Origin of the sequence: Mesorhizobium sp. M0001, from assembly GCF_040324255.1 — a bacterium.
In the GTDB taxonomy this organism is placed as follows: Bacteria; Pseudomonadota; Alphaproteobacteria; order Rhizobiales; family Rhizobiaceae; genus Mesorhizobium.
Genome location: NZ_JAMYVS010000010.1, coordinates 24,243 through 40,387, shown reverse-complemented (window position 1 = coordinate 40,387; position 16,145 = coordinate 24,243). Strand labels below are relative to the sequence as shown.

At 65.8% G+C, this 16,145-nt stretch carries 14 protein-coding genes; 7 read left to right on the top strand and 7 right to left on the bottom strand.

Annotated elements, in window-relative coordinates:
- Nucleotide 1: 1 nt before the first annotated feature.
- The 5 genes from NKK50_RS23975 to NKK50_RS23955 form a co-directional block, all read right to left on the bottom strand.
- Nucleotides 2-2,254 (bottom strand): DUF5682 family protein, encoded by a 2,253-nt coding sequence (locus tag NKK50_RS23975; protein WP_352543945.1) that lies wholly within the window; start codon nucleotides 2,252-2,254, stop codon nucleotides 2-4.
- A 4-nt stretch (nucleotides 2,255-2,258) separates the two neighbouring features.
- On the bottom strand, nucleotides 2,259-3,338 hold the full coding sequence (locus NKK50_RS23970; protein WP_023673899.1) for an ATP-binding protein: 1,080 nt from the start codon (nucleotides 3,336-3,338) through the stop codon (nucleotides 2,259-2,261).
- 19 nt (nucleotides 3,339-3,357) lie between these two features.
- Nucleotides 3,358-4,794, bottom strand: a complete 1,437-nt coding sequence (locus tag NKK50_RS23965; RefSeq protein WP_352543944.1) for a DUF5691 domain-containing protein — start codon at nucleotides 4,792-4,794, stop codon at nucleotides 3,358-3,360.
- Nucleotides 4,791-6,194, bottom strand: coding sequence for an SWIM zinc finger family protein (locus NKK50_RS23960; RefSeq protein WP_023815195.1), 1,404 nt, complete (start codon nucleotides 6,192-6,194; stop codon nucleotides 4,791-4,793). Before NKK50_RS23960 ends, NKK50_RS23965 begins: the two co-directional genes overlap by 4 nt.
- A gap of 98 nt (nucleotides 6,195-6,292) precedes the next feature.
- Entirely contained in the window at nucleotides 6,293-6,832 is a 540-nt protein-coding gene (locus NKK50_RS23955) for an Lrp/AsnC family transcriptional regulator (RefSeq protein WP_023687041.1), read from the bottom strand.
- Nucleotides 6,833-6,880: 48 nt separating this feature from the next.
- Here NKK50_RS23955 and NKK50_RS23950 point away from each other — a divergent pair, with 48 nt between their 5' ends.
- Together NKK50_RS23950 and NKK50_RS23945 are read left to right on the top strand one after the other, a co-directional pair.
- On the top strand, nucleotides 6,881-8,059 hold the full coding sequence (locus tag NKK50_RS23950; protein WP_023726345.1) for an MFS transporter: 1,179 nt from the start codon (nucleotides 6,881-6,883) through the stop codon (nucleotides 8,057-8,059).
- Nucleotides 8,060-8,119: 60 nt separating this feature from the next.
- Entirely contained in the window at nucleotides 8,120-8,539 is a 420-nt protein-coding gene (locus NKK50_RS23945; protein WP_023726346.1) for a GNAT family N-acetyltransferase, read from the top strand.
- Here NKK50_RS23945 and NKK50_RS23940 read toward each other — a convergent pair.
- Nucleotides 8,536-9,651: an anhydro-N-acetylmuramic acid kinase gene (locus tag NKK50_RS23940; RefSeq protein ID WP_023749143.1), complete on the bottom strand. Its 1,116-nt coding sequence runs from the start codon at nucleotides 9,649-9,651 to the stop codon at nucleotides 8,536-8,538. The genes NKK50_RS23945 and NKK50_RS23940 overlap by 4 nt on opposite strands.
- A gap of 214 nt (nucleotides 9,652-9,865) precedes the next feature.
- Here NKK50_RS23940 and NKK50_RS23935 point away from each other — a divergent pair, with 214 nt between their 5' ends.
- From NKK50_RS23935 to NKK50_RS23915, 5 genes are all read left to right on the top strand, one after another.
- A complete protein-coding gene (locus NKK50_RS23935) occupies nucleotides 9,866-10,549 on the top strand; it encodes an SDR family NAD(P)-dependent oxidoreductase (protein WP_352543943.1) in 684 nt (227 codons plus the stop codon).
- Nucleotides 10,550-10,721: 172 nt separating this feature from the next.
- On the top strand, nucleotides 10,722-11,576 hold the full coding sequence (locus NKK50_RS23930) for a MetQ/NlpA family lipoprotein (protein WP_023668580.1): 855 nt from the start codon (nucleotides 10,722-10,724) through the stop codon (nucleotides 11,574-11,576).
- An 83-nt stretch (nucleotides 11,577-11,659) separates the two neighbouring features.
- Entirely contained in the window at nucleotides 11,660-12,748 is a 1,089-nt protein-coding gene (locus NKK50_RS23925) for a methionine ABC transporter ATP-binding protein (protein ID WP_352543942.1), read from the top strand.
- The gene (locus tag NKK50_RS23920) at nucleotides 12,729-13,385 is read left to right on the top strand and encodes a methionine ABC transporter permease (RefSeq protein WP_023668578.1); all 657 of its coding nucleotides are present in this window, start codon (nucleotides 12,729-12,731) and stop codon (nucleotides 13,383-13,385) included. The genes NKK50_RS23925 and NKK50_RS23920 overlap by 20 nt, the downstream gene beginning before the upstream one ends.
- A 136-nt stretch (nucleotides 13,386-13,521) precedes the next feature.
- A complete protein-coding gene (locus tag NKK50_RS23915) occupies nucleotides 13,522-14,628 on the top strand; it encodes an isopenicillin N synthase family dioxygenase (RefSeq protein WP_352543941.1) in 1,107 nt (368 codons plus the stop codon).
- 161 nt (nucleotides 14,629-14,789) lie between these two features.
- Here NKK50_RS23915 and fba read toward each other — a convergent pair whose 3' ends face one another.
- Nucleotides 14,790-15,854 (bottom strand): class II fructose-bisphosphate aldolase, encoded by a 1,065-nt coding sequence (gene fba, locus NKK50_RS23910; RefSeq protein ID WP_023687044.1) that lies wholly within the window; start codon nucleotides 15,852-15,854, stop codon nucleotides 14,790-14,792.
- Nucleotides 15,855-16,145 lie beyond the last annotated feature (291 nt).

The window sequence follows — 16,145 nt, the reverse complement described above, 5'->3', positions numbered from 1 at the left end:
GTCACACTCCGCCCGCCAGCAATGGCCCAAGCCGCTCCAGGTGACGGCGCCAGCCTTCGCCGCCATCCGGCGCCGGCGTCAGGCCGGCCGGCAACCTTGCGGTGCGGCCGAGCACGGCCTCGATCAACCGCTGCCGCTCCATCGAGTCCAGATTGGAGAAGACGCGGCGCAGCAATGGCAGATGCGCGATGAAAGCGTCCTCGTCGAGCGATTTCAGCCACCCATCGACGGCGCCGCGCAGGCCCTCGTCGTAGATCAGCCGCTGGCCGGCAGTGCTGAAGAAACCTTCGAAGAACCCCGCTGCCTGGGCGACCGGCGTCCCCGGCGACAGCCTGCGTCCGAGCAGCCCGGCGGCGTCCTCTGCCGACAGTTGGCCGGCTTCATAGAGCAGATGCGCGGCGCAGCCGGCGAGCAGCGCCGTCGAGCCCGGACCTTCCAGCACGCCGGTCAGGCCGTTGCGCCATGCATCGAGCACGCCTTCGCCGGGCTCGACCAGCCGGATGGCCGCGTCGGCCTTGCGCACAGCACCGACCAGCGTGGTGGCGGCCTGCTCGTCCAGGTCGCGCACCGCATAGGGCAGCGCGATCGCGCCTTCGACGATCAACCGTTCCAACAAACCGGACAGCCGGTTGGTTTCGGTCTTGCGCGCCTCGCCGTAACGGATGATGTCGGCAAGCGGCGGCACCGAGGCCAGCATCTCCAGGCATTCGCTGCTGTGCGCTGCGCGCGCCTCCAACGCTACAAGGCCGGCGCTCGCGGCCTCCGACAGATCCGCCGTAATGGCGCTCTGGACAAGGGCGGCAAGCGTGTCGAGGCTCGCGGCCGCACCGAGCATCTGGATCAGGCGGCCATTGGCGGCCTTTTCGATAGTCGGGCCGTAGATCAGGTTCTCGACCAGGCGCACGGCATATTCCGGCTCCCAGGCCAGCGTCCATTTTTCGCGAAAGGTGCCGCGGCTGCGGCCGGCGTCGGCCAGCCTGCCCCATTGCACGCCAAGCACGTCCAGCCGGTGCAGCAATGTCGAACGAAACAGTCCGCTTTCGCTGCGCAGATCGACCGACAGCTCGCGTTCCAGCGCCTCCGGCTTCAGCCGCGCCGCCTTCTGGTTGCGCTGCAGGTCCTCGATCAGCGGCGCCAGCGGCGTGTCGGGCGGAATCTCGCCGACATCCGCGCCCAAAAGCAGCTCGGCCTCGACCAGCGCCCACAGCACCGCTTCGCCGTTGAACAGCGCCGCGATCGCGGCATCGCGCAATTCCTCGAAGCCGGGCTTCGGCCGCTCGCGAATGGCAGCCAGTGTGCGCGCAAGCCGCTCGGCCTCGATCAGCGACGCGGTCGACACCAGATGGCCCTTCGCCCGCAGCACCGCCGCGATCGTCGCCAGCCACAGCGTCGCGGCGTCGCGCCGCCCTCGTGTGCGCCACAGATGCTTGCACCAGCCAGGCGCGACGACGCCAGCGCCATAACCATAGCCCAGCGCAAGACGCGGCCCGGTCCATGGCGCCCATGTCATGATGCTTTTGCGCCGGGCAATTCCCTTGATCAGCGCCTGGTCGTTCTTCTGCGTGTGCGCGGCCTGCAGGGCCGGCACATGCCATGCGCCGCAGACGACGGCGATCGGTCCGGCGAATTCCTTGCGCGCGGCGGCGATTTCCAATCGCATATGCGCTTCACGCTTGGCCTCGAACGGCGCGATCGCACCTTCGCCGTCGCGCAGCGTCGTCATCGCATCGGTGATGGCAGCGAAGATTGGACCCGGCTGCGGATTCTGCTCGATAATGTCGGCCCACCAGCTTTCGCCATCTTCATAGCCGGCGGCCGCAGCCAGCGTGCCGATCGGGTCGCGATGCGATGCGGGCTCGCCATCCTCACCGGTTTCGTCCTTGGGTTCGGGCTTGTCGGCGTCAGCCGTTTTGTCGGGGTCGTCGGTTGCCGGTGCCGCGAACCGTGCCGATGACGGCAGGTCGATGAACCGCAATGCCGCCTTGTTCGCCACCGCCCACACCGCCGCCTGGTATTCCGGCGAGAACTCGGCGAACGGCCAGAAACTTGTCGCGGCCGGGTCGTCCTCGGGGTAGCAGAGCAGCGCCACCGGCGGCTGCATCTGCGGGCGCGCCAGCAATGGCAGCAGGGCGGACGCGTCGCTCGGCCCTTCGATCAGCACCGCGACCGGCTGCAAGTCCCGCAGCGCCTGCACCAGGCTGTCGGCGGAGCCCGGCCCGTGATGGCGGATGCCGAAATAGGCGACGTCGCTCATGACCTCAGATCGCTGCGTTCAGCGCCGCGTAATAGCCGGCATAGTCCGGCCGCTTCTTGAGCACCGTTTCGAGATATTCCTCCAGCACCACCTTGTCCTGCACCGGGTCCTTGACGATGGCGCCGACAAGGCTGGCGGCGAGGCCTTCGGCGCCGAGCTTGCCGCTGTCGAACCACGCCGCCTGGCTGAGGCCGCCGACCATGGTGGCGATCGCCTCGGCGGTCGAGAGCGAACCCGAAGGCGTCTTCAGCGTCACCTTGCCGTCGGCGGTTGCGCCCGAGCGCAGCTCGCGGAAAATGGTCAACACTCGAGCGATCTCCTCGCCGACATTTTTCGGCACCGGCAGGTCGAGCCCGCCGGCCATCTCGTCGACCCGCTTGGAGACGATCGCCACCTCTTCGGCCATGTCTTCGGGCAGCGGCAGAACCACCACATTGAAGCGGCGCTTGAGCGCCGAGGACAGCTCGTTGACGCCCTTGTCGCGATTGTTGGCGGTGGCGATGATGTTGAAGCCGCGCTGGGCATAGAGCGAGGTGTTGAGCTCCGGGATCGGCATCATCTTTTCCGACAGCACGGTGATCAGCGTGTCCTGTACATCGGAGCCCATGCGCGTCAACTCTTCCAGGCGGCATAGCTTGCCGCTCTCCATGGCGCGGTAGAGCGGCGTCGGCACCAGCGCCTCCTGGCTCGGCCCTTTGGCCAAAAGCTGCGCATAGTTCCAGCCGTAGCGGACCTGGTTCTCGTCGGTACCGGCCGTGCACTGCACGATCAGCGTGGAATTGCCCATGATGGCGGCGGCGAGATGTTCCGACACCCAGGATTTTGCGGTGCCGGGAACACCGAGCAGCAGCAGCGCGCGGTCCGTGGCGAGTGTCGCCACCGCCGTTTCCATCAGTCGGCGGCGGCCGACATATTTTGGCGATATCACGGTGCCGTCGCTTGCCTTGCCGCCGAGCAGGTAGGTCAGAACGGCCTTTGGCGAGAGGCTCCATCCCGCAGGTTTTTGCTTGTCGTCATTGCGCGCCAGCGCCTGCAGTTCAGCGGCATAGGCCTGCTCGACGGGGAGGCGGATGGCTGCGTTCATGGTGCTGTTCTCCGGATTGTCATGGGTTGGTTCCCGTCAGGGCCGCGTTGAGGCGCAGGAAAGCGAGCGAGGCTGCCGCCGGCGGCATGCCGGCCGCAACGACATGCTCGATCAATTTTTCCGCTGTCGCCGCAGTGGCCAGAAAGCCCAAAGTTTCCAACAGGTCGTCGACGGTTCGCTTCATCGCGTCATCATTGCCGGCGACAGCCGAACGCAACACCGCCAAGCTCTGGCCGTTCGTCAGGTCGGGCCATTCCAGCCAGTTGGCTTCGAAGCCCTCGGCAAGGGTGAGCGCGCTAATATACTGCGGCGTATCTTTCAGGATCAGTCTGACCAGGACACGCTTCCTGCGGCTATCCAGGCGCGGTGTCAGGTGCAGCACGAATAGTGCCGGCTTGCCTCCCCCGGCGACTAGTGTGTCGGCCATCTGCGTTACGGCAGCGTCGCTGCCCGACGCTGCGACCATTCGTGAGATCTGGATGTCCGCATTTTTGTCGGCACCGAATTGCCAGGCTGCAATGAAATCGGGTTCGCTGACCCCAAATCGGGAAGCGAGGTCGACCAGGTTGCAGGTCTCGAACAATTCGGCGCGGCGCTTTTCCTGCGCCGGGGATTTGAGTTTTGCCGGGGTGTAGGTGGTGCGGCGGCGGATAAAGCCGGATTTGCCTTCTGTGATGAAGGCGGCGAGTTCGGCAACGGGGTCGTCGGCTCCGTCGTTGCCCGGCCGGCCATGCTCGCCCAGCCTTGCCAGCAGCCGGCCCGCCAGCTCCCGCACCTTGCCGGAGCGGTCGGTGGCCAGGCTTTTCAGGAACGGCGCGTCCTCAGGCGTCAGGCCGAAATGCATGAGTTCGATCAGTGCCAGCCGGACTTCCGCCGGCTCGCCGGGCGCCTTCGCTTCCATCAGGCTGCGGGCCGTGGCCGGATCGCGACGGCGCATCTCGGTCAACGCGATACGGCGCGCGGCGGGGTAAAAGTCATCCCAGTTCTGCACCGTCAGTTGCTCCTGCGGCGCAATCTTCAGCCCCTCGACGCTGGCCTGCCAGTCGATCCACGGCGCATAGATGTCAGGGCTGTTCTGGTCTGATGCCGACGGCATCCAGTCCATCGGATGCAGCACGTAGCCACGGCCGGCGACGAGCGTCGCGACACGCGACTTGCGCTGCGCATCGGCGGCGTTCTTCAGGGCCGCCCGCAACAGCCGCCGCAACCGCTCCGGCAGCAGCGGCAGGCCAAGCCTCGGCAGCGGCGGGCGCTGCTTCAGCGTCTTCGGCGCCGACGGCCGCAGGCCGACATCGAGCGCCTGCGCGGCGATGGCCAGCAACAGCCGCTCCCGTTCGTCCGGGCTTGCGCCGCCGGCGATTTCCTTCCACGCGGCTGGCGCCAGATCGAACGCAGTTCCGCCGGTGATCCAGCAGTCGCGCATCGTCGCCAGGCCGGTTTGCTCGAGCTCGTTCATGACAGATCGAGCCTCCCGAAGCCGCTTTGCGCGGCGAGCAGATCGAGCCGCGCGCCGTTCCACAGGGCTGCCGTTGCCGAAAGGTCGAGACCGAGCACGGTTTGATCGACGGTTCCGGCGACAGGCAGGGCGATCCCTTGCGGGTCGTGCGCCGCTTGCCACCAGGCGGTGCCGCGCTCATCGAGCAGGATCGCGCCGGCAGGCAGCATCAGCGGGCTATCGGTCGACCAGGGTGCTGCGTCCTGGTGCGCCGCATGCGCCGCCAGCGGATCCTTGACAATGCCGAGGCCGAAATCCGGCCAGGCGCCCGACACGACATCGCCCTTGCGCTCCGCTACCAGCGCCCGCAGCCGTTGGCGTGACGGATAGAACACCAGCCTTGCATCGAACCGGTCGCCAGGTGTGAACGCGGCAGAGCGGCGGCCGGCCGAGGCCGGAAAGAAATCGAGTAGCAGCGCAAATTGCGGCGTCGGGCTTTTCAGGTCGAGCAGCCAGGTAGAATGGCTGACAAGGCCGTCGCGGCGGGTCTCGATCTTCTCGCCGATGACTTCCCACTGGCTGTCGACCTGTCTTGCATCGGGATTGGCCAGCACCTGGTCGCGGGTTTCGGATGCCGACACCAGCCGCTTCAATTCGGGATCGTCTGGCGCCGAGCGCCAGGCCTTGGCCAGCAAAACCAGCTTGCCGAGTTCGCGGATCGCCGCGTCCGGCCGTTCCTCGCTGCGCAGCGCCATTAGCCGGGCCGGGATTTCGTCGATGCGTCCCGCAAGCGCCGTTGCTTTCATGTCGACCAGCCTGGCGGCAATGCGGCGGCAGCGCTCGCTGCTGGCGTCGGCAAAGGCGGAAAGGCCGAGCCGCAGCTGGTCGGCAATCCACTGGTCGAGTTCGTCCAGCGCGCCTGCCACCGCGGTGCGCGTATCTTCCGCCCGCTTGCGCTGCGCCGTCTCGCGGCGCTCCGTCGCGGCGGCGTCATCGACGGTGCTTTCCTCTGCCTGCGAGGCCTCGCCAATGCTCTTGCCAGACGCGCCCCTGCCAGCCTTTGCGTCGACCGGCGGGGGCGCACTCTTCCAGCGCCGGCCAAGCCAGTCATTGACCCATTCCGGCGTTGTTTCGGCTGATGTGAAGCTGGCCGGCGCCGTGGCGGCGATCCACATCAGCGCCAGCGTGTGCTTGCAGGGAAATTTTCGCGACGGGCAGGTGCATTTGTAGCCGTGGTCGCCGGTGTCGACGACGGTGCGATAGGGGTTGGATCCCGAGCCCTGGCATTCGCCCCAGATCAGCGCCTGCTGCTCGTTCTTCTCCAGCCGCGGCCAGTTCGAGCGCTTGGTGAGCTTCGAGGCGGCGCTTAGCGACGCCTGATCGGGGGCCAGCGCCTCGATGGTTTTCAGTTCGAATTCCAAGCCGCGCCTCTCGTCACCCCAAATCAATGCCCGGCATCAATATAGGGTGCCTTTTGTGAAGGATTGTTGTGGCCCCGGCAAGACGAAGATAGCGCAGATCAGTACAGCGGCGTGGCCATATGCCGGGGCGTCGGCCATTGCGCCGTGATCTCGGGCTGCACCGGGCGCTCGAGATAGGTCGACAGCACGACATAGCTTCGCGTCGAGGTGACGCCGGGCGTTTCGTAGAGACGCGCCAGCAGGCCTTCGAGCGCCCTGGTGTCCTCGGTGCGGACCTTGAGAAGCATGCAGGTGTCGCCGGCCACCGAATGGATTTCCTCGACCTCAGGATATTGGGAGACGGCCATCAGCTCCGGTGTCTTGCCCCAGCCCTTGGTATCGATATGCACGAAGGTGAGCAGCGGCTTCTTCACCGCCTTCGGGTCGATGATCACAGCCGTGCCGCGGATGGCGCCGCTGCGCCGCAGGCGCTTGACCCGCTCATGCGCCGCCGGCGGCGACAGGCAGACGCGTTCGCCAAGTTCGGCGTAGCTGATCGTCGCATCCTCGACCAGCACGCCTAATATTTTTCGGTCGATTGCGTCGAGCTCTCGGGGAGCTACCTTGTTCTGCAGAACCCCATCTGTTTCTTCGTCCATATCGAAATTCCTTGTTGTCGCGGAATTCAGTTCGGCCATTATGACCCGATGACGAACGCGCATCAAGCTGCAACGCTCCATCAGCCGATCCCGGCGCTGGCCTATCTCCTGACCGGCTGCATCGCCGTCATCGGCTCGAACTCGCTGGTCCTGGGTCCAATTGCTCCGGCAGTCGCCGCATCCTTCGGCACCAGCGTGCCGGCGGTGATGGCCGCGTCGGCCGCCTTCGGCCTCGGCACTTCGGCCAGCGCGTTGTTCCTCGCCCGCTATATCGACGGCGTCGGCGCCCGCCGCATGCTGCAGGGCGCGCTGCTTCTTCTGGCCGTCGGGCTTCTCGCCAGCGCGCTGGCGCCGACGGTGATCATGCTGGTCGCGGCCCAGGCCGTCGCCGGCATCGCCGCCGGCGTCGCCATGCCGGCCATCTATGCCAGTGCAGCGGCAATTGCGCCGCCCGGCCGCGAAAGCGGCACGATCGGCGTCGTGCTGACCGGCTGGACGGTCTCCATGGTGGCCGGCGTGTCGCTGTCGGCCGTGCTTGCCGATCTCGTGCACTGGCGCGCCGTCTTCGCCGCCGTCGCGGTGCTTTCCGCCATTGCGCTTGCTGCCTTGTCGATGACCTCGCTCAGCGACGTCAGGAAGAGCGGCCCGGCACCGTCGCCGTTCGTTGCGCTGGCCATTCCGGGGATCGTGCCGCTGCTCATCGCCTGCACCGCCTTCATGACCGCTTTTTACGGCGTCTACGGCTATCTCGGCGATCATCTGCACCAGGATCTGGGCGAGCCCGTCAGCGCCAATGCGCTGGCCGCGCTCGCCTATGGCGCCGGCTTCGGCGCCGCGGCCTTCCTCGACGGCGTCATCGACCGCATCGGCGCGCGGCGCGTCATGCCCTTCGCCTATCTGCTGGTCGCCGTCGTCTATGTCGCCATCGCGCTCGCAAGCAGCAATTTTGTGCTGATCCTGGCTATGATCGCCATATGGGGCCTTGCCAATCATTTCGGCCTGAACGTGTTGGTGATGCGCCTTACCGCGCTCGATCCGTCGCGCCGTGGCACCATCATGGGCCTGAACAGTTCGGTCACCTACCTCGCCGTCTTCATCGGCACCACCAGCTTCGGGCCGCTTTATTCATCGTTCGGCTTTGCCATCTGCGCGATCGTCGCCGCCGTGCTGATGCTGGTTGCGGCAGCAGCGGGGTCATGGCGGTCGCCTCCGCCCATCAAGCCGTAAAGCTTGCGTCCTCATCCCGTCCTTCGCTAGAGCTTGGCTTGCCATGCGAGCCCCGCCCGGATGAAGACGACGCTTGAAACCACTGCCGACCCCTCGTCAGACGACCTCGCCTTCCTGGCCGAGCGGCTGACGGCGTTCAATGACGGCGATGTCGGCCCCTCCGGCCGCAAGCCGATCGCGGTCTTCGTTCGTGACGAGCACGGCGCTGTCGTCGCCGGCATTTCGGGATACACCGCCTGGGGCTGGCTCTATGTGCAATGGCTGTGGGTCGACGAACGCCTGCGCGGCCAGCATATGGCCGGCGACATGCTGGACGCTGCCGAGCGCGAAGCAGTCGCCCGGGGCTGCCAGAACGCCTGGATCGACACGTTCAATCCGACAGCGGCCAAAGTCTATGAGCGGCAAGGCTACCGGCGCTTCGGCGAACTGCCTGACTTTCCCACCGGCCGCAGCCGCATCTTCCTGCAGAAGAAGCTCTAACCTGCCAGCCGCCCGCCTTGCATCGGCTGCGGCACGCCGGTGGTGCTGGGAAAGCTGATCGGCAGGCCGCGCAGCACGCGCACGGCAAGGAAGGCAAAGCATTCGGCCTCCACCGCATCGCCTTTCCAGCCCAGTGTCTCGGCCTGCACCACCTCGACGTTGGCGCGCCTCGCCAGCATCGCCATCATCGTCGGGTTGCGGCGGCCGCCGCCACTGACCGCTAGGCGCTTCGGCCGGCGCGGCAACAAATCGAGCGCCTTGCCGACGGCCGAGACGGTGAAGGCCGTCAGCGTCGCCGCCCCATCCTCTGCGCTGAGGCCGTCGGCCATGGCGGCGCCGAAGTCGAAACGGTCGAGCGATTTCGGATAGGGCTTGGTCAGATACGGATGCTGGAGCAATTTGGCCAGCCGCACTTCATCGACGGTGCCGGCCGCGCCCAGTGCGCCGTCGCGGTCCATCTCGCCGAGGCCGTTTGCCTTGATGAAATCGTTGAGCGGTGCGTTGGCCGGGCCAGTGTCGAAGGCGACGATGTTGTCCTTGCCGTCCCACCAGGTCACGTTGCCGACACCGCCGAGATTGAGCACAGCGGTGTCCCCGCTGGCGTCGGCTTCCCTCAAAAGCGCCGCGTGGTAGGCAGCCGCCAGTGGTGCGCCCTGGCCGCCAGCGCGCACATCGTCCGAGCGGAAATCATAGGCGACCTTGGCGCCCAGGATCGAATGCATCAGCTCGCCGTCGCCCAACTGGCGCGTATCGCCGCGCCGCCCGGGTTGCGGGGCACGATGCAGCACGGTTTGGCCGTGAAAGCCGACCACGCCGATATCGCCCATGGTCAGGCCGTAGCTTTCGACAAGGTCCTTCACCGCCGCCGACTGCGCCCGCGTCAACGCCTCCTCGGCTTCGGCAAAGATCGCCGGCTCCGGCCCGTCGAAATTCCACACCCGGGCCTGACGCAGCGTCTCCTCCAGCAAGGCACGGATCGCTGCGGGGTAGGGGGCCAGCGTATAGGTGCCGAAATCGGCGATCCGCTCGCCATCGGTCTTGATCAGCGCCACGTCGATATTGCCGTCAAGCACGGTGCCGGTCATCAGGCCGACGGCCCAGATTGGTTCCACGGTCGACTCCCTTGCGACACCGTTTGCGATTCCAACGCAATCACCTGTCGGACGGATTGTCTCGCCAGGCAAGACCCCGGCCGCGGTCGATCGCTCCGAACCTGCCGGCAGGGTTTTTTACCGAACAGCGAAAATCGAGCAACGCCGTTCTTGCCTCTTGCCGTTCAAGACGCCAGCTATGGAACAAGCACAGCAATCGTCAGGGAGAAACGGCATGGCATCCGAAGTCGCAGTGATCGCGGGCGCGGGCGCAGGCCTGAGCGGCTCGCTGGCCCGTCTTCTCACCAAGGAAGGCTTCCGCGTGGTGCTGGCCGCCCGCAACACGGCCAAGCTCGCGGCGCTGGTCGGGGAAACCGGCGCGCTGGCCGTCGAAACCGACGTCGCCGATCCGGCCTCCGTCGCCGGCCTGTTCGACGCCGCCGACAAGCAAGGCCCGCTGGCCCTTGCCGTCTTCAATGCCAGCGGCCGCACGCGCGGCCCGATCGCCGAGGTCGATCCCGATGCGGTCAAACAAGCCTTGCTTGTCGGCGCCTATGGCGGCTTCCTGGTCGGCCAGCAAGCGGCGCGGCGGCTGCTTGCGCGCGGCTCCGGTTCGATTCTTTTCACCGGCGCTTCCGCCAGCATCAAGGGCTTTCCCAACTCCGCCGGCTTTGCCATGCCGAAATTCGGCCTGCGCGGTCTGGCTCAGTCGATGGCGCGCGAACTCTTCCCTAGGAATATCCATGTCGCCCATTTCATTATCGACGGCCAGATCGAGCCGGTCGGGACGAAGCCCGAGCGACCGGACAGCCAGCTGTCGCCCGATGCGATCGCGCAGACCTATCTCGCGACCCATCGCCAGCATCGCAGCGCCTGGAGCTTCGAGGTCGAGCTGCGGCCCTTTGTCGAGACATTCTGACCGGTCCGGCGTGACCGTTCTCGCAATTGCGAAATCTTTGAGAGAATATTCCCGGCTTCGTGTTTGAGAAGAAATGCGGTTCTTTGATCCGGCAAGCAGCATTGCCGATGATGTCGTCAAGGCTTGGTATTCCACCTCGCCGCAATGACTTCAGGATTACGAGGGATCGACAATGTCCGAACGCGGAAACGCTTCCAGCTCTCTTCTTTTTTCAGCCATCAGCCGGCGAGCTGCCCTTGCGGCACTTTTTGCCTCGGCCGTCACGCTTGCCGGTCTGGCTCAGCCGACGCCGTCCTTCGCCGAGGACAAGAAGTCTATCAAGGTCGGCATCATCAGCGGCGAGGATGAGGATGTCTGGCGCGTCGTCGTCGCCCAGGCCGCCGAAAAAGGCCTGACCGTCGAGACCGTGGTGTTCAACGACTACACCCAGCCCAACGAGGCGCTCGAGCGCGGCGAGATCGACGCCAACGCCTTCCAGCACCAGCCCTATCTCGACAACCAGATCAAGACCCAAGGGTACCACATCGTGCGCGTCGGCTACACCGGCGTCTGGCCGATCGGCCTCTACTCCAAGAAATACACCAAGGTTGCCGACCTGCCCGAAGGCGCCGTCATCGGCTTGCCCAACGACCCCTCGAATGAGGGCCGCGCGTTGCGCGTTCTGCAGAACGAAGGCGTGATCAAGCTGAAGGACGGCACCGGCATCCTGGCGACCACCGCCGACATTGCCGAGAACCCTAAGAAGGTCGTCATCAAGGAACTGGACGCCGGCATTGTCGGCCGCTCGGTCGAGGATCTCGACGCGGCTGTCGTCAACACCGACTGGGCGCTGAAGAGCGGTCTCGGCCCGGACAACCGCATCGCCCAGGAGCCGGTGGCCGACAACCCCTACCGCAACTTCATCGCCGTGAAATCCGGCAACGAGAACGAGGCGTGGGTGAAGACGCTGGTCGCGTCCTACCAGAACGAGGCGGTCAAGGCCGAGTTCGACAAGGTCTACAAGGGCACCGGGATCAGCGCCTATTGATCGGCGCCTGGTTGTCAGGAGCAGGCGGCCCGCTGTTGAGCGGGTCGCCGTCGCATTTGTCGAGCGTTGAAACGGACAGTGAGATGAACCAGCACGTCACGGCCGAAGCATCCGGTCCGGTCAATATATCGGCCGGGCAGGAAGATGTCGTACGCCTGGTCGACCTCAAGCGCCGCTTCGGCGCGACGCCTGCGCTCGACGGCGTCTCGCTGACGGTGCGCAAGGGCGAGATCCTCGGCATCATCGGCCGCAGCGGCGCCGGCAAGTCGACGCTGATCCGCTGCCTCAACGGGCTGGAGCGGCCGGACTCCGGCGACGTCTTCATCGAGGGCCGCGAGATCGGCCGGCTCGGCGAGCGTGAATTGCAGCCGCTGCGGCGTCGCATCGGCATGATCTTCCAGCACTTCAATCTGCTGTCGGCCAAGACCGTGGAGGACAATGTCGCGCTGCCGCTGAAGATCGAGGGCCGCCCAAAGGCCGAACGGCTGGCGCGCGCCGCCGAATTGCTCGACCTCGTCGGCCTGTCGGAGAAGGCGAAGGCCTATCCGTCCTCGCTGTCGGGCGGCCAGAAGCAGCGCGTCGGCATCGCCAGGGCGCTGGCCGCGCGGCCGGCGCTGCTGCTGTCCGACGAGGCGACCTCAGCGCTCGATCCGGAGGCGACGCGCTCCATCCTGGCCTTGCTGAAAGACATCAACCGGCAGCTCGGCCTCACCATCCTGCTCATCACCCACGAGATGGAGGTGATCCGCTCGATCGCCGACCGCGTCGCGGTGATCGATGCCGGGCGCATCGTCGAACAAGGCCCGGTGTGGTCGGTCTTTGCCGAGCCGCGTTCCGAAATCACCAGGAGCCTGCTCGGCGGCATCCGCCCGCAACTGCCGGCCGAGATTGCCGGCCGGCTTGCTCCCGGAGGCGGCGCCGAGCTCATCCTCAGGGTCGACGTCGCAGGTGAGGCCGCGCGCGGTCCGCTGCTGTCCGATCTTGCGGTGGCGGTGCCGGGGCCTTTCCGCCTCGTCCATGGTGGCATCGACCATGTCCAACAGCAGCCGGTCGGCACGCTGTTCCTTGCGGTCGCGGGCAACGATCCGAAACATCTGTCGAAAGTAATCGCATTCCTGAAGGCCCGCGACGCGCGGGTGGAGGTGCTTGGCCATGTCGCCGGTTCTGTTTGAACTTCTGCTGCGTTCGATCTGGGAGACGGTCCTGATGACAGCCGCGTCCGGTCTCATCTCGCTCGTCTTCGGGCTGCCGCTCGGCCTGGCATTGATTGCCACCGAGCGCGGCGGCATTGCCGAAAGCCTGTGGGTGAACCGCGCGCTCGGCGCCGTCATCAACGGCTTCCGCTCGGTGCCTTTCATCATCCTTCTGGTGGCGCTGATCCCGGTGACGCGGCTGATCGTCGGCACCTCGATCGGCACCTGGGCGGCGATCGTGCCGTTGTCGATTGCGGCGACGCCCTACTATGCCCGCATCGCCGAAGTGTCGCTGCGCGAGGTCGATCGCGGCCTGATTGAGGCGGCGCGCGCCATGGGCGGCAACCGCTGGACGATCATCCGCGAGGTGCTGGTGCCCGAAGCATTGCCCGGCATCGTCGCCGGTTTCACGGTGACGCTGGTAACGCTGATCGGCGCCTCGGCCATGGCCGGCGCCATCGGTGCCGGCGGGCTTGGCGACCTCGCCATCCGCTACGGCTACCAGCGTTTTGAGACCAGCGTCATGGTCGCCGTGGTCATTGTGCTGATCATCCTCGTTTGCGGCATCCAGTGGGTCGGCGACCGGCTGGTCGCCAGGCTGGACCGGCGCGGATGAGCGCCACGAACGTTATTTGCCGGCAGGCTGCCAAACGCAGCGCCGGCTTTCTCTATCGGCGCCGAGATTGGATTGCGCGTTGCTTTGATCGGACCGGCCTGCGTGCCACCGTGACAGCGGAACAAGGAGCTTGACCATGCCCAGGATCGTACCCGTGCTTGATCTCGGCCGTCTCGAACAGGGCGCTTCCGAGCGGCGAACGTTTCTCTTCGACCTGCGCACGGCCGCGCGCGATGTCGGCTTCTTCTATTTGACCGGCCACGGCATATCGACTGCGGATACCGCAGAAGTGCTCGACGCCTCGCGCCGGTTCTTTGCCTTGCCGGAAGCCGACAAACTGGCGATCGAAATGGTGAAGTCCTCGCAGTTCCGCGGCTATACGCGCGCCGGCGGCGAGCTGACCAAAGGCAAGGCCGACTGGCGCGAACAGCTCGACATCGGCGTCGAACGCCCGGCCATCGAACAAGGCCCCGGCGTGCCCGCCTGGACGCGGCTGCAAGGGCCCAACCAGTGGCCGGCCACGCTGCCCGAGCTGAAGCCGGCGCTACTCGCATGGCAGGCCAAGGCGACGGCGGTGGCGATCCGGCTGCTCCGGGCCTTCGCTTTGTCGCTCGATCAGGCCGAGGACGCCTTCGATTCCGTCTACCGGGCCGAGCCCAACCACCGCATGAAGATCGTGCGCTACCCCGGCCGCGACGCCACCGGCGACAACCAAGGCGTCGGCGCGCACAAGGATGGCGGTTTCCTGACGCTTCTGTTGCAGGACGAGAGCAAGGGGCTGCAGGTCGAATATGACGGTGCCTGGGTCGACGTCGATCCGCTGCCCGACACGCTGGTGATCAACATCGGCGAACTGCTCGAGCTGGCCTCCAACGGGTATCTGAGAGCAACGGTCCACCGCGTGGTAACGCCACCGGCCGGTGTCGAGCGGATTTCGGTGCCCTTCTTCTTCAGCGCCCGGCTCGACGCCACGATCCCGCTGCTCAACCTGCCCGAGGAACTGGCGTCCGAGGCGCGGGGTCCGGCCAGCGATCCCGACAATCCGCTGTTTCGCAATGTCGGTACCAATGTGCTGAAGAGCCGCCTGCGCTCGCATCCCGACGTGGCGCGCCGGCACTACGCCGATCTCCTGGAAACCGGCGCTCAGCCGGCTGAAATCTTGGAAGACAAGAACGAAATTTCCGCATCCCGCATTGTTTTAGAAAGCCGTTCGTCGCCAACCGCAGCGAATGCGCGCATATAGGAATTATCGTTCGGCGGTTTCCTCCCATTCCACCGAACGGTGTTCCCCTCTGAAGGTTCTTGACCTTCTTTTGGCCGGGCTGCTTTCGCGCCCGGCCTTTTTTATGTCAATAGCTCTTCTTTCTTCCCCACAAGGGGAGAAGGAAGAGGCGCCAGGGGACTTCACCCAAACTTCGGATCAAGGCTGCCCGACTTGTAGCGCTTGGCCATCTCAGCTACCGGCAGCGGCTTGATCTTCTGGGCATTGCCGGCGGTGCCGAACTGCTCGAAGCGCTCCTTGCACAGTTTGCGCATCGCGGCCATGGCCGGCGTCAGGTATTTGCGCGGATCGAACTCGCTCGGGTTTTCGGTCAGCACCTTGCGGATGGCGCCGGTCAGCGCCATGCGGTTGTCGGTGTCGATGTTGATCTTGCGCACGCCGTGCTTGATGCCGCGCTGGATCTCTTCCACCGGCACGCCCCAGGTCGGCTTCATCTGGCCGCCATATCTATTGATGATTTCCTGCAGGTCCTCGGGCACCGAGGACGAGCCGTGCATGACCAGATGCATGTTGGGCAGGCGGCGGTGGATTTCCTCGATGACGTTCATCGCCAGCACCGCGCCGTCCGGCTTGCGTGAGAATTTGTAGGCGCCGTGGCTGGTGCCCATGGCGACAGCCAGCGCATCGACATGGGTGTCCTTGACGAACTCGACCGCCTGTTCCGGATCGGTCAAGAGCTGGTCGTGGCTGATGGCGCCTTCGACGCCGTGGCCGTCTTCCTGCTCGCCGCCGCCGCTCTCAAGCGAACCGAGCACACCGATCTCGCCTTCCACCGACACGCCGCCCCAATGCGCCATGTCGACGACGCGCCGGGTGATGCCGGAATTGTAGGCATAGTCGGCCGGCGTCTTGCCGTCCTCTTTCAGCGAGCCGTCCATCATCACCGAGGTGAAGCCGTACTGGATGGCGGTGACGCAGGTGGCTTCGTTGTTGCCATGGTCGAGATGCATGCAGACCGGGATGTCGGGGTGGATTTCGACCAGCGCGTCGATCAGCTTGGCCAGCACCACGTCATTGGCGTAGGCGCGGGCGCCGCGGCTGGCCTGCAGGATGACCGGCGACTTGGTCTCCTCGGCCGCCTCCATGATGGCGAGGCCCTGTTCCATATTGTTCATGTTGAAGGCGGGTACGCCGTAGCCGTATTCGGCGGCGTGGTCGAGCAATTGTCTCAGTGTTATGCGAGCCACCCAATAGTCTCCCGTATCTGGTTTCAAGCGCAACGTCGCGGGCCGGCCGGTTGCCGGCCTAGATGCTTCTGGCCGGATTTCGCCAGAACCGCAACCGTCAGCGGCCATCGAGGCCGCAATTCTTGTTGCATGGCCGAAATTCGGTAGCCAGCCGGTGAGGCGCTAATCTCCCCCCATGAGGGGGAGATGGCCGGCAGGCCAGAGGGGGTCGGTTCGACTGGGTGCGACCTCCTTGCGGCAGATGAAAGTCAACGCTTCAGGACGCACCGACCCCCTCTGTCGCCTTTGGCG